The sequence below is a fragment of the Nocardia sp. AB354 genome (assembly GCF_049538315.1).
Classification (GTDB): Bacteria; Actinomycetota; Actinomycetes; order Mycobacteriales; family Mycobacteriaceae; genus Nocardia; species Nocardia nova.
The window spans coordinates 184,401-208,399 of record NZ_JBMVFU010000010.1; the positions used below are offsets into that span (position 1 = coordinate 184,401).

Genomic DNA, 23,999 nt, shown 5'->3' on the forward strand with positions numbered 1-23,999 from the left:
AGCCATGTCCACCACTGTTTCCCGGCAATCGGCCGACAGCGCGGTGCGTGCCGCACTGCGCGGATTCGCCACCGACGCCGAACTCACCGCACTCGGACCGGACGAGCCGCTGCGCACCACCCTGGAACTGGATTCGCTGGATTTCCTCACCTTCGTCGAACGGCTGTCGAATCTGCGCGAGGAGCCGATCGCCGAGGCCGACTATCCACGGCTGGCCACGATCCGCACCTGCGTCGACTTCCTCACCGGGAGTCCCGAGACGGGTGCCGGGGCGCGATGAGCACGTTGCGCATCATCCGCGGCAGCGCCAACCCGCCGCTGGCCGACGCCGTGGTCGCGCGAATCGGCGGGGATTCGCACGAGTGCTGCGATTCGCAGCCGACGGCCGGCGGCGAACGGCGTGTGGTGGTCGCCGACATCTCCGGCGACGATGTGTACATCGTGCAGCCGACGTCGCCACCGGTCGGTGAGCATATGGTCGAGTTGCTGCTGCTGCTCGACGCCTGCCGCCGCGCCGGCGCGGGACGGATCACCGCGGTGGTTCCGTACTTCGGTTATGCCCGTCAGGACCGGGGCACGGCGGGGGAGGCGATCGGCGCCAGGGTGGCGGCCGAGGCCATCGCCCACGCGGGCGCCGACCGGCTGGTCGTGGTCGACCCGCACACGCCCGCACTCGAGGCGATCTGCCCGGTGCCGGTCGAAATCCTGACCGCGGTGCCGCTGCTGGCGAGCGAACTGGAGCCGGCCATGATCGGCCGGGGTGTGGTCGTCGCCCCCGACCTGGGCGCCGGTGAGCGCGCCGAACACTTTGCCGCCGCCTTGCGCGCATCCGTCGCGGTGGTGCGTAAGCACCGGCTGAGCGATACGAGCGTGCGCGCACTCGATCTGCTCGGCGAGGTCAGCGGATGCCCCGTCGCCCTCGTCGACGACATGATCTGCACCGGGGCGACGATCGAGGCGGCCGCCCACCTGGTGCGGTACCAGGCCGCCGACACGCTCGTGGCGGCCACCCACGGCCCGCTGAGCGACGGGGCGGCGGCGCGTCTGCACGAACTCGGACTCCGCCGCATCGTCGTGACCGACAGCGTCTTTCACGATGCGGAGGCAGGGAAGATCGAGGTGTGCTCGATCGCGCCGCTGCTCGCCGACGCCATCATCGGATTGCACGAGGACCGCCGCCGCGGGTGACCGGCGAGAGCCGCCGCGCACGTTCCGCGCCACGCCGGGACAGGGGCGAAAGTCCCGGACGCGCGGGGACTCTCGTCACCGAAAGGTGAGGCCCGCACCGGGCCGGACGTCCCGGACAGCGACCCGATTGGCCACTTCCCGCGATGGCTTCCGATACTGCTCCTCGACTGTGATGCAGACCACAATAGAAGTGTCGAAGGAACCGGCGACGACGAGGTCGCCGCATCGGCAGGAGTCGGCCACAACGGTGTGGCGTGATTCGTCGGGGATGATCATTCGGGGGTGATCGGCAGTATCGGACAACGACCGATTCGCGGCTCCCGGACGAGGGTGAGCCGCGAATCACGTTGATGGAGGCTGGGTTTCGCGCTGTTCGGCATGGTGGACCGCCGGGCGAGCCCGGTGGGTCACCCGATGGTCTCGTCGGCCTTGCGATGCAGCCATTCCGACAGCGGTGCCGTGGGAGCGCCCGTGGCATCCGCGACGGGGCCGGGGCCGGGAACCGTTTCGGCGTGGGTGATCTCGTCGACGGTGAGCGCCAGCGCCGTCACCGTCCGCTCCTCGGCCGCATCGGCGAATCCGCCGGTGATCACGGCGTGACCGCCGTCGACCCGGATCGTCCACTGGCGGCGGCTGCCGGCGTAGTCGTCGAGCAGGGCGCGCACCTTCGCCTCCACGGCGGCGTCGTCGCGCATCAGGGTGCGCAGCAGATCCCGGCGTGCCACGATGCCGACCAGAATCCCCGCCTCGACCACCGGCATCGAACGCAACCGCCGGGTGAGCATGCGCGCGGCGACGGTGGCGAGGTCGGTTCCGGGCTCGATCACCTCGGCGGGGGTGGTCATCGCCGCCCCGACCGTCGCGTCCGGGGCAGGCGCCGAGAGCGCGTCCGATTCCGACAGCATGCCGACGACGTGCCCGTCCTCGTCGACGACCGGAAGGGCGGCGAAGCCGCGCTCGGTGAGCTGGGAAATCGCCTGGGGCAGTGGGGTTTCGGCGTGGACGGTGACCACGGGACGGCTGAGAATGTCGCGAGCGTACATGGCAGAACCTCCTGCATCGATCCTGGTTCCGGCCCGGAACACACACCAGGGACCGTCGGCTCCCATCCCTGGACGAAGGTCCCGCATCGGGCGCGGTGCGAGATGCGGGCCGCGCGGTCGAGATGAGGACTTTCGGCCGCATCGCGGCATCGGCCGTCGTCTCTACCGTGAGAACAACGGCCGAGCACCTCGCGGGCCGTCGCACGGAAGGAAGGGCGCCATGACCCCCGAACACAGCTCCGACATCCGCCATTCCGCCGCGGCCGCGGTCGTGGTGGGTGTCGACGGTTCCGGGCACGCCGGTCTCGCGGTGGACTGGGCCGCGGGGATGGCCGCGCAGCGCGGGCGGGAATTGCGCATCGTGCACGCGCTGGACCTGAACCGGCTGCAGCTCGGCATCGGCTCGCTCGATTCACCCGCGGCCGCCATGCTGACCGCGGCTCGCGAGCGCGGCGCCTCGTTGGTCGAACGGTCGGCGCAGCGAGTCCGGGCGGTGCTGCCGGGGCTGCGGATTTCGACCGCGGTCCTCGACGGTGACCCCGCCAGGGCGCTGGTGAACGCCAGCGCATCCGCCTACGCGGTGGTGCTCGCGGCCCACGGCACGAACCGGCTGGCCGGCCATTTCGGGGCCACGGTGTCGGCGGTGGCCGCCCATGCGACCGGGCCGGTGCTGGTGGTGCGGACCGATCCGCAGGAGAACCGCGTGCACACCGAGGGCCCCGTCGTGGTCGGCGTCGACGGCGGGCCGGTCAGCGAGGCAGCCATCGGCGCGGCCTTCGAGGAAGCCGCCGAACGCGGCGCCGAACTCGTCGCCGTGCACGTATGCCACGACGTCTACTACGGGCAGTTCGCCGATGATCCGCACATCCTGTATTCGGCTCGCGAGGTCGAGGTGCGGGAACGTGCCGTGCTGGCCGAACGGCTGGCAGGCTGGCAGGAGAAGTATCCGGATGTCGCCGTGGCGCGCCGGGTGTCGCTGGCCGATCCCGGTGCGGTGCTGCTGGAGTCGTCGAAATCGGCGCAACTGCTGGTGGTCGGGAGCCGCGGCCGGGGCGCGGTGCTCGGCGCGCTGCTCGGCTCCACCTCCCATTCGCTGGTGCAGCACGCCTGGTGCCCGGTCATGGTGGTGCATCCGCAGCCGTGACGCGCTCGCACCACCGGTGTCCCCGCCAGAGCAGCACTGCCCGCCTCGGGCCGCCTTTCGTCACTCGCGGCGGCGACCTTCGCATCTGCCGGTGACACGACGGAGCGCACGAGACTGAACCCACCAGCTCGGCAGATCGCCGGCATGTTTCGGAACGAGCCACCACCATGAACGAATTCGGACCGCTGGACACGGGTTTCATGGAGCTGGAGGACAGCGACCGCCACGTCAATATCGCCATCGCCGCGATCGCGATCGTCGCCGGGCCGGCGCCCAGCCGAGAGCGGTTCGACGAGACCGTGACCCGGGCGCTGGGCCGCAAGGAGCGCCTGCGCCAGCGGATGCGGCGCACACCGCTGGACATCACGGCGCCCAGCTGGGAGGACGACCCGGATTTCCGATTGTCCCGCCACGTCCGATGGACGGCGCTGCCCGGCCCCCGGGACGAGCAGGCGTTACGCGAGTTGGTGGGCGAGGAGCTCGCCCGCCGCCTCGATCGCGAACATCCGCTGTGGCAGGTCGTGGTGGTGGACAATCTCGCCGAGAACCGGTGGGCGGTGATCGTCAAGGCACACCACAGCATGGTCGACGGGATCGCCGGCATCACGGTGTTCGAAAGTCTCTGCGACGAAGAGCCGGAGGCGCCGTCCGAACTGCCGGTGCGGCCGCCGGACACCGCTGTGAGCCTGCGGGACACGGCGGGGACCGTGATCCGATTGCCTTACACCGCTTCCCGTTTCGCTGTCCGCACGGCCCGCACGCTGGTGCCGCTGCTGCGCGATACCGTGGTCCCGACCCCGACATCCTCGCTCAACGGCCCGCTGGGCCGCCGACGCCGGTATGCGGTGGCGCGGACCTCGCTGTCGCAGCTGCACGAGGTCGGCGCCGCGTTCGACGCGACGGTCAACGACGTCGCGGTGTCCGCGCTCGCCGGAGCGTATCGACGCCTGCTGTGCGCGCGCGGCGAAGAACCGCGGGCGGATTCGGTACGGATCGTGATACCGGTGTCGATGCGCTCGGCCGACGCGAAATACGCGATGGGTAACCGGGTCTCGGTCGTCATCGCCGCCTTGCCGGTCGATGTCGCCGATCCGGTACACCGCCTGCAGACGGTGCACGAACGCATCGTCCGCCATCGCGCGCGGGGCGAGGCGGAGGCGGAGGCGTCACTGCTGACGCTGGCCGGCCGGCTGCCCGCCGGCGTGGCGGCGTGGGCGTTCCGGCTGGCCACCCGCTTCCCGCAACGCGGCATCAGCGCGCTCGCGACCAACGTCCCTGGACCGCGCCACCGGCTGAGCATGGCGGGCGCCGAGGTCGAGCAGGTCTGGCCCGGAATTCCGGTGGCCATGCGGCTGCGCACCACGGTCGCGATGCTGAGCTACGCCGGCCAGTTCACCTTCGGGATCACCGGCGACTACGACACCACTCCCGATATCGAGCTGATCCCGGCGGCCGTCACCGACGAGATCGAGACGCTGCTGGCCCGCGCCCGCGCCACCGCCTGAACCGGCCCCACAAGCTAGGACGGCTCGGACACCGGCGAGGGCTCGGGCGGCGACGACTCGGGCGCCGGCGACGGCTCGGGTGCCGACGGCTCCGGCACCCGGTGCCGCAACACCCACCGATACACCTCGTCGCACCCCCAGACGATGAACGGGAACGGGACGACGAACGCGATCATCCACGGTGCGAGGGCCGCGGTGCCCAGGACGTCCTGCAGCGGCGGCACGTACACCACCACGGCGGTCAGCACCAACTCGAAACCTATGCCCCACAACAGCATCGGATTCGAGAACACCCCGATCGACCGCAGCGACGCGCGTTCGGTGCGGGCCGCGAAGGCGGTGCCGATCTGGCCCGCGACCATGCCGACGAACAACATCGTCACGGCCTGCCGGTAGGCATGGTGCAGTGCGGATCCGGGCCCGGTGGGGTCGCCGGGATGCCAGCCCGCCGAGATCAGGACGGCGAAGAAACCGGCGAGGGCCAGGACGGCGCAGATCAGTCCCAGGAACAGCCAGGCGCGCAACAACATCCGGCGCCGGATCACCGGCTCGCCGCGGGGCCGCGGCGGCCGTCGCATGATGCCCGGCTCCGCGCGTTCGCGGCCCAGCGCGAGGGCGGGAAGCGTTTCGGTGCCCACATCGAAGGTCAGCAGCAACGGCACCGTCAGCGGAACGGGCACCGCGCCACCGGACAGCGCGAACACCAGGAACGGCAGCACCTCGGGTGTGGCGTGGGCGAAGATGTAGAAGATGAACTTGCGGATGTTGTCGTAGACCCGGCGTCCGGACTCGACCGCCGCGGCGATGGTGGCGAAGTCGTCGTCGGTGAGCACCATCGTCGACGCCTCGCGGGCGACGTCGGTTCCGCTGCGGCCCATGGCGATTCCGATATCCGCGCGCCGCAGCGCGGGCGCGTCGTTGGCGCCGTCGCCGGTCATGGCCACCACGTGCCCGGTGGCGCGCAGGGCGTCCGCGATGCGCAATTTGGCTTCGGGTGAGGACCGAGCGAAGATCACCTCGTCGGCGCCGGCGAGAAGATCGTCGAGCTGGGCTTCGCTCATGGCGTCGAGTTCGGGGCCCGTGACGATGACCGGGGTGCCGTGCACGATGCCGACCTGGCGGGCGACGGCGGCGGCCGTCGCCCCGTGATCGCCGGTGATGACGATGATCCGGATTCCCGCGGTGCGGCAGCGGGTTACGGCGCCCGGTACCTCCCGGCGTGGGGGGTCGACGATGCTGACGACCGCCAGCAGGGTGAGATCGGTCTCGGCCGCGGCGGGTGTCGCCGGATCCGGGCGGCCCGCGGGCAGGGGCCGGTCGGCGATGGCGAGCATCCGGTATCCGTCGTGCGCCCGCGCGTCGACGGCGGCGAGAACTTCGGCTCGCCGCCGCTCGGTCAGCGGGCGGGTGGTTCCGTCCGGGGCGAGTTCGGCCGTGCACAGCGGAACGACGGTTTCGGGCGCGCCCTTCACATGGACGGTGTGCACGCCGCGGGCGTCGTCGAGGGTGGACATGCGTTTGCGTACGGAGTCGAAGGCGAACTGCCGCAATCGATGTCCATCCGGGCCCGCCGGATCGAGAGCTGTCGCCGCGGCGAGGACGGCGATATCGGTCGCGTCGCCGGCGAGCTCCCCGGTCGGTGCCGGATGGGCGTTGTTGCAGAGCGTCATCGCCCGCGCCGCCCGGCGCACCGGTTCCGCGACGTCGGTGGCGGCGAAGGGGTCGATCTCACCGGAGGCGGTGGCGATGGTGATCACCCGCATCCGGTTCTCGGTGAGGGTTCCGGTCTTGTCGGTGCAGATCACGTCCGTGGAACCCAGCGTCTCCACCGCCGAGAGGCGTTTGACCACCGCGCCGCGGGCCGCCAGCTGGCGCACCCCGATGGCCAGGGCCAGGGTGATCACCGGCAGCAGCCCCTCGGGCACGTTGCCCACCAGCAGCCCGACGGCGAAGATCACCGCGTCGAGGAACGGCAGCCCGGCCCCGAAGATCGCCAGCGGGATGAACGCCGCGCCGAGCAGTACCGAGATCGCGGCGATCAGCCACGCCACCCGCCGCACCTGGTGTTCGAGCGGACTCTCCTCGGTGCGCACCCGCTCCGACAGCGAGGCGATCCGGCCCAGTTCGGTGCGCATCCCGGTGGCGAAGACGACGGCCGACGCCTCACCCTGGGTGCACGCGGTGCCGCTGAAGATCACGTCGGTGGCATGCAACAGCGGCACGGTGGAATCGACCGGCCCGGCGCTGCGGTGGACCGGCACCGACTCCCCGGTCAACGCCGACATATCCACCTCGACGGCGCCGTCGAGCAGGCGGGCATCGGCCGAGATCTTGTCCCCTTCGGACACGATCAGCACATCGCCGGGCACCAGGTCGGCGGTGTCCACGCTCCGGCGCGACCCGTCGCGAACAACGGTGGCGTGCAAAGGGATGAACGCGGCCAGCGCCTCGACGGCATGTTCGGCGTGGCGCTCCTGGACGAATGCGAAGACGGCGTTGAGCACGATCACCGACAAGATCGCGATCGCGACCGCTTCGATGCCGACGGAGAACGCCAGTGCCGCCGCGGCCCACAGCAGGAGTGCGAGCGGGTGGGTGAACTGGCGCAGCAGCTGTCGTGGCCATTGCCGGGTGCCTCGGCGACGCAGCGTATTGGGCCCGGCGTGAATCAGCCGGCGTTGCGCCTCGCGGGTGGACAGGCCGCCGCGTGAACTGCGTAGATCCCGCAGCAGCAGGTCCAGCGGTTCGGTGGCTTCGACCTGAGCGGGCACCTCGGCCGCGCGGTCGGTATCCGGAGAGACGGAGCCGAGCACGGTCGATCAGCCCGGCCGTCGTGCGGTGCTGCGGACCATGATGCCTCCCTCCGGCACTCGGCCGGGTTCGGTGACGTTTGCTCCTACTCGACTGTAGAAGCAGCGCTCGCACCGGACACGGGACTTCGGTCACCACCGCGGCCGACCGGAATGCCCTACTCGGTGGTCCGCCGATCCCGTGAGATGGACCGTATGCCGATCGTCACGCTCACGATGAATCCCGCGATCGATAGTGCCGCCCGCACCGAGCGGGTCCTTCCGACCGACAAGATGCGCTGTAGCGCACCGCGATTCGACCCGGGCGGCGGCGGCATCAACGTCGCTCGCACGGTCGCGGCCCTCGGTGAGCCCGTCACCGCGATCTATCCCGCCGGTGGGCACACCGGTGTCTTCCTCGAGCAATTGGTGCGCGCGGCGAATATCCCCTCACACGCCGTGGCCACCGCCGAGCCGAGCCGGGAAAATCTGGCCGTGTTCGCCGACGACACGGGGGAGCAGTACCGATTCGTCTTCCCGGGGCCGCGGCTGACACCGGCCGAACAGCACCGCTGCCTGGCGGCGGTGGAGCACTGCGCGCCCGGAGCGGATTATGTCGTGGCCAGCGGCAGCCTGCCGCCCGGCGTCGAGTCCGACTACTATCAGATTCTCGCCGATGTGGCTGCGGCACAAGGTGTTCCGATGATTCTCGACACCTCCGGGGCCGCGCTGCGGGCGATCCGGCGCGGCGTCTTCCTGATCAAGCCGAGCGTGCGGGAGCTCGCGCAGCTGGTCGGGCGCGCGCTGCCCGATCGCGAGGCACAGGCTGCCGCGGCCCGCGAACTCGTGCACGCCTCGGTCGCCGAGGTCGTCGTCGTGTCGCTCGGCGCCGAGGGGGTACTGGCGGTCACGGCCGAGCGATCGCAATGGTTCGCGCCGATACCGGTGCCGGTGCGCAGCGGGATCGGCGCGGGGGACGCGATGGTCGGCGGCATCACCGTCGGCTTGACGCGCGGTTACGAGCTCGACGACGCGATCCGATTGGGTATCGCCGCGGCGACCGCCGCCCTGACCACCTCGGGCACCGCTCCCGGGCTGCGCTCGCGGATCGAGCAGCTGTACGAGGAGCAGACGCGGGCCGCGGCGCCGGTAGCCGAAATGGGCTGATCGCAGGCGCGCCCGACCGCGATGTGCCGAGCTACGACGGGCCGAGCCGCAAAACGACGTGGACGACCTCGTCGTCGCGATGGGCCGACATCGGCAAATCGATGTCCATCAGCAACTGCATCATCTTCGAATTCGTGGCCAGGATGTCGCCCGCGAGCCGGGCGATGCCGTGCCGTCGTGCGTCCTCGCCCAGCCGCGTGAGCAGGGCAGTGCCGATACCCGACTGCTGGTCCTCATGGGCGACCACCATGGCCACCTCGGCGCAGTCGGTGTCGGGCAGCACGACGTAGTTCGCCACCCCGATGAGCCGACCGCCCGAGAAGGCGCCGAAGGCACAGTGCCTCGGGTCGTTCAGCGATATGGCGGCCGCCAGTTGTTCGAGATGTTTCGGCCGTGCGCCGAAGAACCGGTAGTAGCCGTCGCGCTGATCGAGCGTCGCGTGCAGATGCCGGACCGCATCGCAGTCGCCGGGGGCGAGACGGCGGTAGGTGACGTCGGTGAGGTCGACGGCCGGCTCCGCGGTCACGCGTCCCCCCGTCCGATCGTGTGCCGATAGCTGCGCAGCGCGGCTGCGACGGTCTCGTCCTCGGAGGCGGTGGTGTCCAGGACCACCGCACCGGGCCACGGGTCGCGATCCGCGGCCATGGCCGCCGCGACGGCGGGTGTGGCGTCGGATTCGGATCCGCTGCGTGCCGCGATGCGTGCGGCGGCGACGGAAGCCGGTGCACTACAACAGAGTTCGATGAGATCCGCCGCGGTGTCGGTCGCGAGCCGAGACGCTCGGCGTCGTTGCGCCTCGTCGATCCAGCTGGCGTCCAGAACGACCGAGCGGCCGGCGGCGAGCAGAGTCTGCGCCTCGGCGCACATGACCGTGTAGACGTGATCGCGGGCGGCGGGCGTGTAGGCGCCGTGGTCGTACTCGCCGGCCGCACCGTCCAGCACACCCTCGGCGCGCGCCACGGCGCGAATGTGGTCGCTGGACAACAGGATCGCGCCGGTCGCCGCGGCCAGGCGGCGGGCGATCGTCGATTTGCCGGTGCCCGGCAGGCCGCCGACCAGGACCAGGCGCACCGCGCCGGCGGCGAGGTGGCGCAGGGCGACCTCTACGTGCCGGACCGCACTCGCCGCCGCGTGGTGCTCCCCCTGCCGCAATCGCACGCAGTCGACCTTCGCGCGTACCGCCGCCCGGTAGGCGATGTAGTGGTGGTACAGCGAGTCCGGCGCCGGGTCGCCGGTCGTTTCGAGATACTCCTCGACGACGGCCCGGCCGAGCTCCGGATACCCGAGGCGTTCCAGATCCATGGCCAGGAAGCAGATGTCGTCGAGCCGATCGACGTGGCGGAGTTCGTCGTCGAAGTCGAGGCAGTCGATGACCCGCACGCCGTCGTCGGTGACGAAGATGTCGTCGGCGCGCAGATCCCCGTGACCGTCGACGATGCGCCCGGTGGCGATGCGCTTGTCGAACAGCGCCTTCCGTCCGTCGAGGTAGCGCATCGCCAGTTCGGTCAGCTCTCGTACCGCGGCCGGTTCGATCGGGGGATGGGTCATTCCGGACAGCAACGACATCCAGCGCTCGCGCACCGCCGTGACCGTCGCCGCGCGATCGATCGCCGGTCCGGTCGACGCCCGGTCGTGCCAGGCGGCCACGTCGTGTACCAGAACCGAGAGGATGTCGCGCGCGACGGCCGGGTCGTCGAGGCGACGCGACAACCGGGTGGCGTCGGGGAGCCGGCGCATCACCAGCACCGGTTCGTCCGCATCGGTCGTCGGATCCGACAGGTGCCCGATGCCGAGGTAGACATCGGGGGCGAATCGCCGGTTGAGTTCGAGTTCGCGCATGCAGGCGGCTTCGCGCGCGGCCCGCGTGGAGAAGTCGAGAAAGTCGGTCCGCACCGGCTTCTTGACCTTGTAGGCGCGGTCTCCGTACAGCACGACCACCGCCGAATGAGTTTCGGCGAGTGCGGCGAAGGGATCGTTCGTCTCCATCGGTACCAGCGTCGCCGATGGCCCGGGAATTCGTGATGGACCAAAGTCACCGGAATGTGGTCCATGCGGCCCGTGGTGCGTCGATGCGCTGGGTGCCGGGGCAGGAAATGCCGGAAACCGGAGACCATCAAGGCCTTTCGAATCTGCCGGGCGGCCGGGGCCGCCATACAGGATCGAATCACGGACTTCGACCAGTGAGGCGGCCACCATGACGATCGAGCAACCGCTACTGCGCCCGCTCTCCCGACCCGCGGCGCTGTGGCGCCGGTGGGTGGCGGCCGTGACGGTCGGGGAATTCCTCGGCTTTCTCGCCCCGGCGACCGCCGCCGCGGCGACCGCGCATGCCGGTGCCGGTGTCACGGCCGCCGCGATGCTGACCGCCGGTGCGGTGGAGGGGGCGGTCCTGGGTGCGTTCCAGTCCTCCGTGCTGCGATCCGCGCTGCCGCACTGGCGCACGGCGCCCTGGATCGGGGTCACGGCGGCGGCCGCGGTGGTGGCGTGGACGCTGGGGATGATGCCGATGCTCTTCGGTGAACAGGTCGCACGGTGGCCGCTGTGGGTGCAGATTCCGGCGGTGGTGGCCGCGGGCCTGGTCGTGGTGTTCTCCCTGGGTGTCGCTCAGTGGACGGTGCTGCGCCACTACTGCGCGCGAGCGGCATTGTGGCCCTGGGGCAACGCCATCGGCTGGATCGCCGGGTTGTGCGTGTTCACCGCGGTGACCACCCCGTGGTGGCAGCCCGGGCAGTCGGCGGCGCAGATCGCCGCGATCGGGGCAGTGGGCGGGCTCGCCATGGCGGCCGCCGTCGCGGTGGTCACCGGGGTCTTTCTGGTCCGCACCATCGGGGAGGGCGAGGGTCGAACGCGAGGGTGAGGACGCGGCTCACCCGGTCATGGTCGCGCGCGGGCCGTGGATTCGCGGAAATGGGTGCAAAACCAGTCGCGGGCCAGTTCGGCCACCGCTTCCAGCGTGCCGGGCTCGGCGAACAGATGGGTGGCGCCGGGCACGATCTCGACGCGTGTCTCGCACGTCATCGCTCGCTGGGCGAACCGGTTCAATTCGATTACCGTCGGGTCGTTTCCACCCACGATCAACAGGGTCGGCGCTCGCACGGCGGTCAGATAAAGGTCGGCGAGGTCGGGCCGGCCGCCGCGAGAGACGACGGCGGCGATGCCCAGTTCCGGCGCGGCGGCCGCCCGCAGCGCGGCGGCGGCCCCGGTGCTGGCGCCGAAGTACCCGATCGGAAGGTCGTCGGCGTAGTGCAGCCCGGTGAGCCACCGCGTGACACCCGCCAGCCGATTCGCCAGCAGGCCGATATCGAAGACATTGGCGCGGTCGAGCTCTTCGGCGGGGGTGAGCAGATCGAACAGCAACGTTCCGAGTCCTGCCCGCTGGAGGACGGTGGCGACGAATCGGTTGCGCGGACTGTGCCGGCTGCTGCCGCTGCCGTGCGCGAAGATGACGACGCCCGTCGCGGCTTCCGGGACCGTCAGGTGGCCGCTCAGTTCGGCCTTCCCGACGGTGATGGTGACCTCGTCGTCGACCAGCGGTGGATCGTCGGAATCGGCCACACCGGGTCGTTCCCGGGCGGCGACCGCCGCCCGGGCGAGCAGATCGACCACTTCGGCGTCGCTCGTCTGCCCGAAGTGCCGGTACCACTGGCCGACCGCGTCGAAGAGCAGCGGCGTTTCCAGACAGACGATCTCGTCTGCTTCCGGCCGCAGCGACGCCAATGCCTCGCGCGGGGCGACCGGAGTCGCGAGGACGATGCGGGCGGCGCCGCGGGCACGGGCCACGCGGCAGGCGGCGCGGGCGGTGGCCCCCGTCGCGATGCCGTCGTCGACGAGCACCACGGTCCGGCCACGCAGCGGCGGTCCGTCGCGCCCCTGCCGGTACATGTCGACGCGACGCGCAAGTTCCGCGCGTTCGTGCTTCTCCACCGCATCGATGTCGTCCTCGGACAGCCCGGTGCGGCGCACGACCAGGGTGTTGATTACCCGGGTGTCGTCCTCGCCGATCGCGCCGAAGGCGAGTTCGGGCTGATAGGGGACGCCCAGCTTGCGGATCACCAGCACGTCCAGCGGCGCGCGCAGTGCCCGCGCCACCTGGAAGGCGACGGGCACTCCGCCGCGCGGCAGGCCCAGCACGACGACATCGGTATCACGCAGGGCCATCAGGTGCGTCGCGAGCTTGCTGCCCGCCTCGACGCGATCACGAAACACCATCGAATGCCTCCTGCCGGGTTCTTGCGAAGCCCGCGGGCAGCACCGCATGCCGGCTCGGCACGGCCCACGCCCTGGCGCTACGGCGACCACCGGACCTCGGCGCGGAGTCCGAGGAGGTCCTCACCGATCTCACCGACCGGGTCGCCGACGTGCTCATCGGGTCTCATACGGCAACTATCCGCGTTCGCTCGCTCCGCCGAATCGTGCCGAAGGCTCCGATGCGTGGGACGTTGGTCAATTTTCTCGCCGGAACCCTCCCTCGCGCTGCCGAGGGGCCGGCGCCGCCGCGGCGTGCGGGAATGTCACCGGTTCGTCGGTGGCGTGGCACGCATCGGGAAGCTCAGGGGCGGGGCAGCGTCCCGATGGGGGTGCGATCGGGCATTGCGGTGTGCGCCGCTCGGGCCAGCGGCCGCAGCAACTCGGCGAGGCGTCCGGTCGCCGCGGACCCGATCTCCCGCCACGGCCGCGCGGCCAAATCGTCGGTGCGCCTTTCGATCTCGTCGAATTCGGCGCGACCGGCCGAGGTGGGCCGACCGTCCGCGTCGAGCCAGCCCCGGTCGGTCAGGCCCGCGATCGCGCGATCCCACTGCTCGTCGCCCCACCCGCGAGCCGGTTGCAGGATGTCGCGTCCGGAATCGGTGGCGGCGCGCCAGGCCAGACTCTGACATCCGGTCAGTCCGGCGGTGGTCAGCGCGGCGACATGGCCGTCACCTCGGTGCTCGCGCAGCACCGTGCAGGCGTGCCACAGGACCGACAGCGGTTCGCCGGGCCAGGTCAGGTCGGCATTGGCGGCGGCGAGAGGTTTGCCTTCGAGTTCGACCGCTGTCGCGGCCCGCCGGGCCAGTTCGGCCGCCTCGGCGTACTCCTCGTCGGTTCCGCCGAGCCGGATCAGCGCGGCGCGGGCGCCGGCGGAGCGGGCCGCGAGCACTCGCTGCGGCGTCGCCAGCTCCCACACGCCCGGCAGCGCGCGAGCCACCATGGCGGGGGAGAAGCCGAAGAAGGCCGCCGTCACCACGCCGGGACCGACCGGCCCGAACGGCGCCGATCGGCCGCCGAAATAACCGCGCCAGAAGCCGCGCAGACCCGCCTGCTCGAATTCGGCCCGGCATTCCGGGGCGAAATAGGTCACCGCGTGGATCGGCTCGAACACCGCCCACATCTCGCGTGCTGAAATCACCCGCACCCCTTGTCTGTTCGCATCCTCCGGCAAGTGGATCACCTCGATCCTAGGTACCTCCGGAATCCCGCCACCCCGCCACCGCCATCGCGGTCAGGTCGGGATGAGGGCGAGCCCGACCACGCCGAGGACGTACACGACGAGCACGGTCAGCGAATCCGGTCCCATCCGCAACCATTGGCGGCGGGGACGGAACACCAGGCCGGTCATGTAGACGAGGGTGAGCACGCCGCCGAGGGCGGTGAGGTAGATATCGGTGTTGTGTGCTCGAGGAAGCACCGACGACCCCGAGAGCAACGTCGCGAGCAGAAACAGCACCGGGAGGAATGCGTTTCCGCCGAAGATGTCGCTGACGGCGAGTTTGTAATCACCCATGCGCGTGGAGGTCAGTCCGGTCGACAGTTCGGGCAGTGAGGTGGCCGCGGCCAGCACCGTGGCGCCGAAGACGACTCCCGACATTCCCCAGCGGCCGAACAACTCCTCACCGCTGCGCTCGATGCACACGCCCGCGGCCAGGGTGACCACGGCGGCCCCGGCGAAGATCAGCGCCGTCCGGCCGGTGCCGACCCCGCGACGCGTGGCGTGATCCTCCTTGGTGGCCGTGGAGTGCCCGGCCGGACGGTCCTGGCCCCCGGGCGCGTCGCCGGCCTCGTGCCACGGCAGGCTGCGTCCCGCCCGGCGCAGCAGCAGCAATCCGATGGCCCACAGCACCGCGATGAGCACGACTCCCGGCGTCATCCGCCAGGCGATGACGTCGGACGGCATCTGGGTGGACATCACGACGAGCAGCAGCAACGCCACGACCAGCGCGCCTTCCAGCAGCAGCGTCAGCGAGGCGGCCAGATAGGTCAGCGGCGCGCGCGGGCGGACACCGGCGGCGTCGAGCGCGACGAGGACGACGGTCTGCAGTGCGATCCCGCCGAGAATATTGCCGACCGCCACGTCGAGCTGATGCGCGAGCGCCGCACTGGCGGTGATCGCGATCTCGGGCAGATTGGTGGCGACGGCCAGTAACAGGACCCCGCCGAGCGCCTCACCGAGGTGCCAGCGCTGCGACAGCACATCCGTGGTGCCGGAGAGTTTCACGCCGGCCACCCAGATGGCCGCGGCGCAGGCCAGGAAGATCAGCAACAGCAACGGCGAAGACAGTGCGCTCATGATGGCGCAGTCATAGCCGCGGTCCCCAGGATTCAAACTGGGCACATCCGCCCACGGGCCACGGCTCGGCGAGCGATGTAGCCCATCTCACACCGACGGCGCGCAGCGGCCGTCAGCGTGCCCGATTCGAAGCGAAACATGCTGTACGAGAAGTGTTTTCGTGGTGAATCGCACCACCGGGTGCGCTGCCGGTGTAGCGCGGCCGTGAGCGGGTAGCCGCCGGAAGTGCGTAATCGACGGGGGCGGTGGCGGCGGGCGGCGAGATGCGGTGCCCGGAACCGGCCGCCGATGTGGATCAAGGAGGGCTGATGCGGACGGTGACGTCCATGCCGCAGCAGATCACCGTGGACGAACAGGTGTGGATTCCGATGCCGGACGGGGTGCGGCTGGCCGCCAAGGTGTGGCGGCCGGTCGCCTCCGACGACGCCCCGGTCCCCGGCATCCTCGAATACATCCCGTATCGCAAGCGGGATCTGAGCGCGGTGCGGGATTCGATTCACCACCCGTATCTCGCCGGCCACGGCTACGGCTGTGTCCGCGTCGACCTGCGCGGCACCGGCGAGTCGGAGGGAGTGCTCGCCGACGAATACCTGGAACGAGAGCATCTCGACGCCGAAGCGGTGCTCGCCTGGATGGCGGCGCAGCCGTGGTGCAACGGCCGGCTCGGAATGATGGGCATCTCCTGGGGCGGCTTCAATTCGCTGCAGGTGGCGGCCCGCAAACCCGCGGGGCTCGAGGCGATCGTGATCTCCTCGTTCACCGACGATCGCTATTCCGACGACATGCACTACATGGGCGGCGCCCTGCTGTCGGACAACATCGCCGAATCGGCGACGATGTTCGCCTACAGCACGCTGCCGCCCGATCCCGCGCTGGTCGGCGAGCGATGGCGGGAGATGTGGCTGGAACGGCTGGAGAACTGCAGCCTTTGGGCCGCGAACTGGCTCGAGCACCAGCGCCGCGACGACTACTGGCGGCGGGCGTCGGTCTGCGAGAACTACGCCGACGTCCAGATTCCGGTGCTGGCCTCCAGCGGCTGGGCCGACGGCTATTCCAACGCCGTCGCACGGCTGCTCGAGAACCTGGAAGTTCCGCGCAAGGGCCTCATCGGCCCGTGGTCGCACAAATATCCACATCTCGGCGAACCCGGCCCCGCGATCGGCTACCTGCAGGAGGTGGTGCGCTGGTGGGACCATTGGCTCCGCGATATCGACAACGGCGTGATGGACGGGCCGATGCTGCGCACGTGGATGCAGGAGAGCGTGCCGCCGTCCACGTCCTACGAACAGCGGCCTGGCCGCTGGGTCGGTGAGCCGGCGTGGCCCTCACCGCACGTGCGGGCCGTGGCGCACCCACTGGCACGCACTCGGATCGCGCGCCCGGACGAGCCGGTGGCCCCGGCGGCGCTCGCGGTCGAGTCGCCGCTGTCGGTGGGACAGTTCGCCGGGAAGTGGGCGTCCTACAGCGCTCCGCCGGATCTGCCCTACGACCAGCGCGAAGAGGACGGCGGCTCGCTGGTGTTCGACACCGACGCGCTGACCGAACGCTGCGAGATCCTGGGCGCGCCGACCGTGACGCTGGAGGTGTCGGCCGACAAACCGGTGGCGATGGTCGCGGCCAGGCTCTCGGATGTCGCCCCGGACGGCCGCGCGACCCGGGTCACCTACGGCCTGCTCAACCTGACCCACCGCGACGGGCACGACGAACCGGAGCCGCTGGAACCGGGTCGGCGCTACCGCGTCACCGTCCAGCTCAACGCCGTGGCCCAGGCCTTCCCGCCGGGTCACCGGATCCGGTTGTCGCTGTCGACGTCGTACTGGCCGCTGGCGTGGCCGCCGCCGGAACCGGCCCTGGTCACCGTGTACACCGAAGGCAGCGCGCTGACGCTGCCGATCCGCCCGGTCGCCGAATCCGACGATGTCGCGGTGCGCCCGTTCGAAGAGCCGGAAGGCGCCGAGCCGATGCGCACGACGCAGATCAGCCCTGGCGAGCAGAAATGGACGGTCTCGCGCGACCTGATCGAATACCGGTCCGCGCTCGACATCGTCAAGGACGCCGGCCTCGTCCGCTTCGACGAGCACGATCTCGACGTCGACCGCCGCGTCCACGAACGCTACAGCTGGAAGGCGGACGAATTCTGTTCCGCCACAGCGGAAACGTCGTGGTCGATGAGTTTCGCCCGCGGCGACTGGCGGGCCCGCACCGAGACCCGGACCCGCGTCACCTGTACCTCGACCGAATTCCTCGTCCACGCCGAACTCGACGGATTCGAGGGTGAACAGCGAATGTTCTCGCGGAACTGGAAGAGGGTGATCCCCCGTGACCATGTTTGACCTGGAGCCGGTGGCCCCGGTGAACCACGCGAAACCGAGTCTGCGCAGCCGGATGCTGATCGCCGGCATGCGAATGACCCACGCGGACAAGACCTTTGCCGACGCGCACGCGCTACGGGAGAGCATCCGCAAGAGCCAGCGGCCCGACCGCGACCGCCCGCCGGCCGAATTGCACACCCATTACTGGGTGACGCGCCGCACCATGCAGGGCCGGCCGGTCTACACCATCCGGCCACTCGAGGGCGGCACCTCGCGCCACGTCCTCTACCTGCACGGTGGCGCCTACGTGCACCAGATCCAGCACGACCACTGGAAGTTCCTGGCGCGACTGGTCGACCGGACCGGATGCAGCGTCACCGTGCCGCTCTACCCGCTCGCGCCCGCACACCACGGCGACGACACGGTGGCCATGGTGCGCGCCGTGCACGACGAGGTTTTCGCGCACACGGCCTCGGAGAACAAGGTGTTCATGGGTGATTCCGCCGGCGCCGCGCTGGCGCTGGTGCTGGCGCGCGAGCTCGGCGCGTCGGAGGCGGTCACGCCCAAGGAGGTCGTGATGATCTCACCGTGGCTCGACGTGACCATGACCGATCCCATGGCCCGGGCTCTCGAGCCGTGCGACCCCTACCTCGGCGTCGCGGGACTGGCCGAGGCCGGTCGCCTGTACGCGGGTGACCTCGACCGGTGCGATCCGATGATCAGCCCGCTGAACGCGCCCGCCGCGACGCCCGGGCGCCTCAACCTGTTCGTCGGCACCCGCGACATCCTGCTGGCCGATGCCCGGCGCTTCCGGGCGCGGTGCGTGCGTGAGGGTGTCGAACTCGCCTACTTCGAATATCCGGGAATGTTCCACGCGTGGCATCTCTCGGATGTTCCCGAGGCGCGGCACGCGATGCGCCGGCTGGTGCGGATCGTGCAACGCCCGGCGCCCCGGCCGGATGCCGGGGAATCGATGCACGCGCCCGTGGAAAACATTTCGAAATGAGGAATTCGTGAGCAGTGCCGACATCTTCGTAATCGGTCTCGACGACGGAAATCTGCGCACCCTCGAGCAGATTCCGGATGCGCAGCGGTTCCGGTTCCACCCACTGCTCGGAATCGAGGAAACGCAGGAGGGCGAGATTCCGATCGAGGACCTGTTGTACAAAGCGCAGGAAACACTGAAGGACTTCGACGGCGATATCGCGGCTGTCGTCGGTTACTGGGATTTCCCGGTGACCGCCCTGGTTCCGATGTTGTGTGAACAGTTCGGACTGCCCAGCGCCGATCTCGAGGCAGTGGTCAAATGCGAGCACAAGTACTGGAGCCGGATCGAGCAGAGCAAGGTGATCGACGAGATCCCGAAGTTCGGAATCGTCGATCTCGACGGTGAGGCCCGGCTGCCCGAGGGGATGAACTATCCGGTGTGGCTCAAGCCCGTCAAGTCCTTCTCCTCGGAACTGGCGTTCCACGTCCACGACGATCGCGAGTTCGAGGCGGCGGTCGAACAGATCCGCGAGGGCGTCGGCCGCGTCGGCAAACCGTTCGAATTCGTACTCGACCGGATCGAACTTCCGCCGGAGATCGCCGCGATCGGCGGCCAGGCCTGCCTGGCCGAGGAAACGCTCACCGGAGTGCAGGCCGCGACCGAGGGATACGTCTATCGCGGGCAGGTCACCGTCAACGGCGCCCTGGATTCGATCAACTATCCGGATACGCCCTGCTTCCTGCGGCATCAATATCCGTCCCAGTTGCCGCCCGAGATCGTGGCGCGGATGACCGATATCTCCGAGCGCGTCATAGCGCAGATGGGCCTGGACAATTCGACCTTCAGCATCGAATTCTTCTGCGAGCCGGAAACGGGACGGGTCTCGGTCCTGGAGATCAACGCCCGCCATTCGCAATCGCACGCCGACATGTTCTACGCCGTGGACGGCGTGCCCAATCACCACTGCATGGTGCGACTGGGCCTCGGTCTCGATCCGCGGCTGCCGAAGGGCCAGGGCCGCTACGACATCGCCGCCAAGTGCTACCACCGCCGCTTCTCCGACGCGATCGTGACCAGAATTCCCACGGCGGCCGAGATCGAGCGGATCGAGGACGACATTCCCGGCGTCACCATCGAAGTGGTTCCCAGCGAGGGAACCCGGCTGTCGGATATGCCGGCGCAGGACAGCTACAGCTACGAACTGGCGGATCTCTTCATCGGCGCCGACAGCGAAGCGGATCTGATCGCCAAATACGAACGCTGTGTCGAGTCCCTGCACTTCGAATTCGACGAGGAGGGCTAGGCCCGCACCGGCGGCGGCGGGCCCTCACCGCCGGCGCGCGGTGCCGACGACCAAGGGCACGATGGTCGGTACCACGGTCGGCATCCGGGTGTGTTCGATGACCTCGATATCGAAATCGGCTGCCGCGAGCAGACTTTCGAAGTCGCGATTGGCGTGGCAGCCGTCCGCGAGGCGTCGTTGCAGCGGGGTGAGCAGGTCCTGGACGCCCGCGCGCAGGCCGGTTCCGCGGACGTGTTCGTGGAACAGGAAGCGGCCGCCGGGACGCAGTACACGATGGACCTCGCGCAGCGCCCGGGCCGGGTCACGCACCGAGCAGAAGACCAGGGAGGCGGTCACGGTGTCGAAACTGGCGGCCGGGAAGTCCAGCCGGTGCGCGTCGCCGTCCACGACGGTGACGGGTGCGGAGAGGGCGTCGGCGCGGGCTGCCAAGCGGGCGCGTAGCGCCGGATTCGGTTCGAGCAGGACGAGTTCGTCCAGGCCGTCCGGATAGTGCGAGACGGACAGGCCGTCGCCGGCCCCGATTTCGAGGGTGCGACCGGATGCGTGGGTGAGCTGGGTGCGGCGCAGATCGGCCTGTCCGGCCCGATCGACGCGGGCCATGAAGCCCGGATACCAGCTGGCGAAGAATCGTTCGCCGAACGTTGCTGTGGTCATGGTGTACGAGTGTGGCCGGTGTCGGCCCTTCGCGTCATGGCCGTTTCGGGCCATAATCGATGCCGGATGATGCGCCGGCCTCGACGGCCGCCGCGCGAGAGGGTGGAGCATGGGGCGCGCCGAGGATCAGGTGATCCACCGGGTGCGGACCGTCGGCGGCGAGGTCGCCTGTTCGGTGGTCGGCAGCGGTCCCGCATTGCTGATCGGCGGGTGGTGGTGCAGCCACCTGATCCTCAACTGGAAGGATCCGCTGTTCCGCGCCTTCGTGTCCCGGCTGGCGACCCGGTTCACCGTCATACGGTACGACCAGCCGGGGCGAGGACTGTCCGAGGCGGGGGTGCCGGTCGATGCGGACGGCGAAATCGCCGTGACCGCCGACATCGTCGATGCGCTGGGGTTCGAGCGGGTGGCCGTACTGGGCGCGTCGTCGGGCTCGGCGGTCGCCGCGGGACTCGCGGCCCGGCTGCCCCGCCGGGTGCATCGGCTCGTCCTCTACGGATCGTTCGCCCGGGGCGTGGACATCGCACCGGACGGTGCGCGCCGGGCGCTGGTGGACGCGATCTCCGCGCACTGGGGATTGGGGTCCCGATTGCTGGCCGATGTGTTCGTGCCCGGCGCCGACAGCGCCGAACGCGAACGGTTCGCCCGATTCCAGCGGCTGTCCGCGACGGCGGAACAGGCCGCCCGATCCTTGGCCGCCACATACGAACTCGACGCCACCGAGTACCTGGCGGCCGTCACCGTCCCGACCACCGTGCTGCATCGCAGGGACGATCGCGCGGTGCCTTTCGCGCTCGGCCTCGACGTCGCCCGCCGGGTGCCCCGCGCGAGCTTCGTGGAACTGTACGGCGAGGACCATTTCCCGTGGCGCGGTGATGCGACCTCGGTCGCCGACGCGATTCTGCGCGGGCTGGGATATCCGGTGCGGGCCGAGCCGGCACCGCCGGGGCCCGAGGCGGTGACCGAGCGCGAGCGCGAAATTCTGCGCCTGGTCGCCGAGGGGCTCACCGACGCGCAGATCGGCGAGCGGCTGACCCTCAGTCCGCACACCGTGCACCGGCACATCGCGAACGCGCGCACCAAACTCGGCGTCCGTTCGCGCGCCGCCGCGTCGGCCGCCATCCGAACGCATCGCCCGGACCGCACATCCTGATCCCGCGTCCACGCCCGGGTTCATCGCGACGACACCGGGTAGCCCGACAGTGCCGGCCGGTCGGACGGCACCGAACGAAGTTGGGAAGGAGACTCGAGATGGTCAGCTATCCGCAGAGCACCGCAGTGGACCGGCCCACCGGACGGGAGGCTCGCCACGGCGGCCCTGGTGGTGCGTCGGTTGTGACGGTCGATGGATTGGTCCTGCTGGCGGGACTGTTCACGGCCATCACGCCGTGGGTGATCAACGATTTCTCCGTCGCGCCGAAGTTGGTCATGCAGAATCTGATCCTCGGTATCGCCGTAGCCGTGATCGGCCTGGTGATCACCGCGATACCGACGCACGGCTACGGGCTGAGCTGGGTCCTGATCCCGATCGGCGTCTGGCAGATCATCAGCCCCTGGGTCGTGGGTGAGCGCCCCACGGGCGTGCTCTGGACCAATGTCGTAGTGGGGGCGATCGTCACCGTTCTGGGTCTAGCGGCGGCCGGGTTGCTTGTGACCACGGCCGTCAGTGACCGGCGACCGCACGCCGCGGCGGCACACCAGTGAGTCGCGGCGGCGCCGGGTCGCCGGAGCGTGAACCGGGCCCGTCGGCACGGCGCGCGTATGGAGATCGGCGAGCGGGGTAGTCGCCGCCACGACGGCAACTATTCCGCTTCCTACTCCCTGAAAAGGAGTTTGATATGCGCTACGACCCGATGCGTGCGGCGGCGCGCGTACTGATGGGCTCCACCTACGCCGTACTCGGCGCGGACGCGTTGCGCGAGCCCGGCGCCCGGCCGGAGGCGGCGGCGCCGACCCTCGCGGCGGTGCGCACGGTCGTACCGCTGCCCGAGGACGACAAGCTGCTGGTGCAGGTCAACGCGGGCGTCCAGGTGGCCGCCGGCGTATTGCTGGCGCTGGGCAGATTACCGCGGCTGTCGGCGCTGGCACTGGTCGCCTCGATGGTGCCGACAACCATTGCGGGACACGCGTTCTGGGCGCTCGACGACCCCGCGGCGCGCAAGCCGCAGCAGGTGCAGTTCCACAAGAATATGGCGATGATCGGCGGGCTGTTGTTCGTCGCCTCGGACAAGCGCGGCGGATAGCCGGCACCGGCCGATTCGCCGCGCTACGGCTGCGCGACCGCGTCCTCCGGCGTACGCCACACTCCGTCGCGCAGTGTGTCCAGGATCCGGGTCAGCAGTCGTGACACATGCATCTGCGACACCCCGAAATGCTCGGCGATCTCCGATTGCGTTTTCGATTCGAAGAATCGCAGGACGAGGATGTCGCGGTCGCGCTGAGGCAGATCGGCGATGAGCGGCCGCACCGCGGCGGCCTGTTCGAGCAGCTCGTAGCAGGGCTCGTCGACACCGAGCGCCGCGGCCGCCGTGGACGGCGTGTCGTCGCGTTCTGTGCGCGCGGCGTCGAGGGAATCGCACTGGTAGACGTTGGCGGCGACCAGCGCCTGGGTGATGTCGATGATGTCGACGTCCAGCTCGGCGGCCAGCTCCCGGGCATTGGGCGCCCGGCCCAGGCGCTGAGTGAGAGGATCGCCGGCCTTCACGATCCGGTGGCGCAGTTCCTTGTAGCGGCGGGGTACACGGGCCGCCCAGGTGTGGTCGCGGAAGTGCTTGCGCACCTCGCCCATGATCGTGGGGACGGCGAATCCGAGGAACGGCGCGCCACGTCCCGGATCGAAGCGGTCCACCGCGAGTACCAGGCCCATGCGGGCGGTCTGCAGCAGATCGTCGTAGGCCTCGCCGCGGTTGAGGTAGCGGCGTGCGATGTGCTCGGCCAGGGGCAAACACAGTTCGATGATGTGTTCACGCAGTGCCCGCCGGTGCGGGTCGGTGGCGTCGAGGTCGGCGAGTTTGTCGAACCACGGTTCGATGTTGTCGTAGCTGTCGCTACGCGACCGGGCGCCTCCGGTCCGGTGGGTTCGTGCGGGATGTGTCATTCGGGCCACTCCGTTTCCGTCGTATGCGACGACATGGAGCGAGCACCTCGATCACGCAAGCTCATCGGTGCTGTGCCTGCGCACGGATGTTCGCATTCGGCTATCGTTCGCCTCGGCCTGCGCCGGAGTTTCGAAACAGGTTGGCGCGCAACGCATCTACGTGGTGCACAATCGAACGCTGGGGGGCGGGCGGATGCGCGCCGTTCGCGTACCGAACCGATCCTACGGACCCTCCGGTTTCATCGGTCGAGATCCGGAAAGGATC

21 protein-coding genes are annotated in these 23,999 nt (G+C 69.9%); 12 read left to right on the top strand and 9 right to left on the bottom strand.

The genetic code is table 11. The annotated features are described in order from the left end of the window. Positions 1-4 precede the first annotated feature (4 nt). Both ACPCUW_RS16995 and ACPCUW_RS17000 read left to right on the top strand, forming a co-directional pair. Positions 5-280 carry a hypothetical protein gene (locus tag ACPCUW_RS16995; protein WP_063032747.1) on the top strand — a complete coding sequence of 92 codons (276 nt, stop codon included), beginning with the start codon at positions 5-7 and terminating at the stop codon, positions 278-280. Beyond that, a complete protein-coding gene (locus ACPCUW_RS17000) occupies positions 277-1,188 on the top strand; it encodes a ribose-phosphate diphosphokinase (protein ID WP_305780407.1) in 912 nt (303 codons plus the stop codon). Before ACPCUW_RS16995 ends, ACPCUW_RS17000 begins: the two co-directional genes overlap by 4 nt. A gap of 407 nt (positions 1,189-1,595) precedes the next feature. Here ACPCUW_RS17000 and ACPCUW_RS17005 read toward each other — a convergent pair whose 3' ends face one another. Beyond that, positions 1,596-2,231 carry an HPP family protein gene (locus ACPCUW_RS17005; protein WP_063833675.1) on the bottom strand — a complete coding sequence of 212 codons (636 nt, stop codon included), beginning with the start codon at positions 2,229-2,231 and terminating at the stop codon, positions 1,596-1,598. A 220-nt stretch (positions 2,232-2,451) separates the two neighbouring features. Between ACPCUW_RS17005 and ACPCUW_RS17010 the strand changes: the two genes are divergently transcribed. After that, positions 2,452-3,375, top strand: coding sequence for a universal stress protein (locus tag ACPCUW_RS17010; RefSeq protein ID WP_423425850.1), 924 nt, complete (start codon positions 2,452-2,454; stop codon positions 3,373-3,375). A gap of 167 nt (positions 3,376-3,542) precedes the next feature. Then, positions 3,543-4,880 carry a wax ester/triacylglycerol synthase family O-acyltransferase gene (locus ACPCUW_RS17015; protein WP_423425852.1) on the top strand — a complete coding sequence of 446 codons (1,338 nt, stop codon included), beginning with the start codon at positions 3,543-3,545 and terminating at the stop codon, positions 4,878-4,880. 14 nt (positions 4,881-4,894) lie between these two features. Here ACPCUW_RS17015 and ACPCUW_RS17020 read toward each other — a convergent pair whose 3' ends face one another. After that, positions 4,895-7,693 (bottom strand): cation-translocating P-type ATPase, encoded by a 2,799-nt coding sequence (locus ACPCUW_RS17020; RefSeq protein WP_423425853.1) that lies wholly within the window; start codon positions 7,691-7,693, stop codon positions 4,895-4,897. A gap of 192 nt (positions 7,694-7,885) precedes the next feature. Here ACPCUW_RS17020 and ACPCUW_RS17025 point away from each other — a divergent pair, with 192 nt between their 5' ends. Further along, positions 7,886-8,836, top strand: a complete 951-nt coding sequence (locus ACPCUW_RS17025) for a 1-phosphofructokinase family hexose kinase (protein ID WP_063018782.1) — start codon at positions 7,886-7,888, stop codon at positions 8,834-8,836. A gap of 31 nt (positions 8,837-8,867) precedes the next feature. Here the strand turns inward: ACPCUW_RS17025 and ACPCUW_RS17030 are convergent, their stop codons facing one another. After that, entirely contained in the window at positions 8,868-9,362 is a 495-nt protein-coding gene (locus ACPCUW_RS17030; protein ID WP_063018767.1) for a GNAT family N-acetyltransferase, read from the bottom strand. Next, positions 9,359-10,822, bottom strand: coding sequence for an AAA family ATPase (locus tag ACPCUW_RS17035; RefSeq protein ID WP_423425854.1), 1,464 nt, complete (start codon positions 10,820-10,822; stop codon positions 9,359-9,361). Before ACPCUW_RS17035 ends, ACPCUW_RS17030 begins: the two co-directional genes overlap by 4 nt. Before the next feature lie 208 nt (positions 10,823-11,030). On the opposite strand from ACPCUW_RS17035, the gene ACPCUW_RS17040 reads away from it, so the two are divergent. Next, a complete protein-coding gene (locus tag ACPCUW_RS17040) occupies positions 11,031-11,693 on the top strand; it encodes a hypothetical protein (protein ID WP_104362531.1) in 663 nt (220 codons plus the stop codon). A 17-nt stretch (positions 11,694-11,710) separates the two neighbouring features. On the opposite strand, the gene ACPCUW_RS17045 is transcribed toward ACPCUW_RS17040, so the two are convergent. The 3 genes from ACPCUW_RS17045 to ACPCUW_RS17055 all read right to left on the bottom strand — a co-directional run bounded on the left by ACPCUW_RS17045 (position 11,711) and on the right by ACPCUW_RS17055 (position 15,380). Beyond that, the gene (locus ACPCUW_RS17045; RefSeq protein WP_423425856.1) at positions 11,711-13,045 is read right to left on the bottom strand and encodes a phosphoribosyltransferase family protein; all 1,335 of its coding nucleotides are present in this window, start codon (positions 13,043-13,045) and stop codon (positions 11,711-11,713) included. Between the two features lie 340 nt (positions 13,046-13,385). Then, complete coding sequence (locus ACPCUW_RS17050) at positions 13,386-14,222, bottom strand: SCO6745 family protein (protein ID WP_423425858.1); 837 nt, start codon at positions 14,220-14,222, stop codon at positions 13,386-13,388. 93 nt (positions 14,223-14,315) lie between these two features. Further along, positions 14,316-15,380: a sodium:calcium antiporter gene (locus ACPCUW_RS17055; protein WP_030516423.1), complete on the bottom strand. Its 1,065-nt coding sequence runs from the start codon at positions 15,378-15,380 to the stop codon at positions 14,316-14,318. A gap of 308 nt (positions 15,381-15,688) precedes the next feature. Between ACPCUW_RS17055 and ACPCUW_RS17060 the strand changes: the two genes are divergently transcribed. The 3 genes from ACPCUW_RS17060 to ACPCUW_RS17070 are packed head-to-tail and all read left to right on the top strand — an operon-like array spanning position 15,689 to position 19,983. Continuing rightward, positions 15,689-17,713 (top strand): CocE/NonD family hydrolase, encoded by a 2,025-nt coding sequence (locus ACPCUW_RS17060; protein WP_423425859.1) that lies wholly within the window; start codon positions 15,689-15,691, stop codon positions 17,711-17,713. Then, entirely contained in the window at positions 17,706-18,698 is a 993-nt protein-coding gene (locus ACPCUW_RS17065) for an alpha/beta hydrolase fold domain-containing protein (protein WP_423425935.1), read from the top strand. The genes ACPCUW_RS17060 and ACPCUW_RS17065 overlap by 8 nt, the downstream gene beginning before the upstream one ends. 7 nt (positions 18,699-18,705) lie before the next feature. After that, positions 18,706-19,983 carry an ATP-grasp domain-containing protein gene (locus ACPCUW_RS17070; protein ID WP_423425860.1) on the top strand — a complete coding sequence of 426 codons (1,278 nt, stop codon included), beginning with the start codon at positions 18,706-18,708 and terminating at the stop codon, positions 19,981-19,983. Positions 19,984-20,007: 24 nt separating this feature from the next. Here the strand turns inward: ACPCUW_RS17070 and ACPCUW_RS17075 are convergent, their stop codons facing one another. Beyond that, complete coding sequence (locus ACPCUW_RS17075) at positions 20,008-20,637, bottom strand: class I SAM-dependent methyltransferase (RefSeq protein WP_063018482.1); 630 nt, start codon at positions 20,635-20,637, stop codon at positions 20,008-20,010. A 109-nt stretch (positions 20,638-20,746) separates the two neighbouring features. Here ACPCUW_RS17075 and ACPCUW_RS17080 point away from each other — a divergent pair, with 109 nt between their 5' ends. The 3 genes from ACPCUW_RS17080 (at position 20,747) to ACPCUW_RS17090 (ending at position 22,880) form a co-directional block, all read left to right on the top strand. Continuing rightward, entirely contained in the window at positions 20,747-21,790 is a 1,044-nt protein-coding gene (locus ACPCUW_RS17080) for an alpha/beta fold hydrolase (RefSeq protein ID WP_423425862.1), read from the top strand. Positions 21,791-21,888: 98 nt separating this feature from the next. Further along, positions 21,889-22,341, top strand: coding sequence for an SPW repeat protein (locus tag ACPCUW_RS17085; protein WP_423425863.1), 453 nt, complete (start codon positions 21,889-21,891; stop codon positions 22,339-22,341). A gap of 134 nt (positions 22,342-22,475) precedes the next feature. Further along, positions 22,476-22,880, top strand: coding sequence for a DoxX family protein (locus ACPCUW_RS17090; protein WP_423425864.1), 405 nt, complete (start codon positions 22,476-22,478; stop codon positions 22,878-22,880). Positions 22,881-22,903: 23 nt separating this feature from the next. Here ACPCUW_RS17090 and ACPCUW_RS17095 read toward each other — a convergent pair whose 3' ends face one another. Continuing rightward, positions 22,904-23,734 (bottom strand): RNA polymerase sigma factor SigF, encoded by an 831-nt coding sequence (locus tag ACPCUW_RS17095; protein ID WP_423425866.1) that lies wholly within the window; start codon positions 23,732-23,734, stop codon positions 22,904-22,906. Between the last annotated feature and the right edge of the window lie 265 nt (positions 23,735-23,999).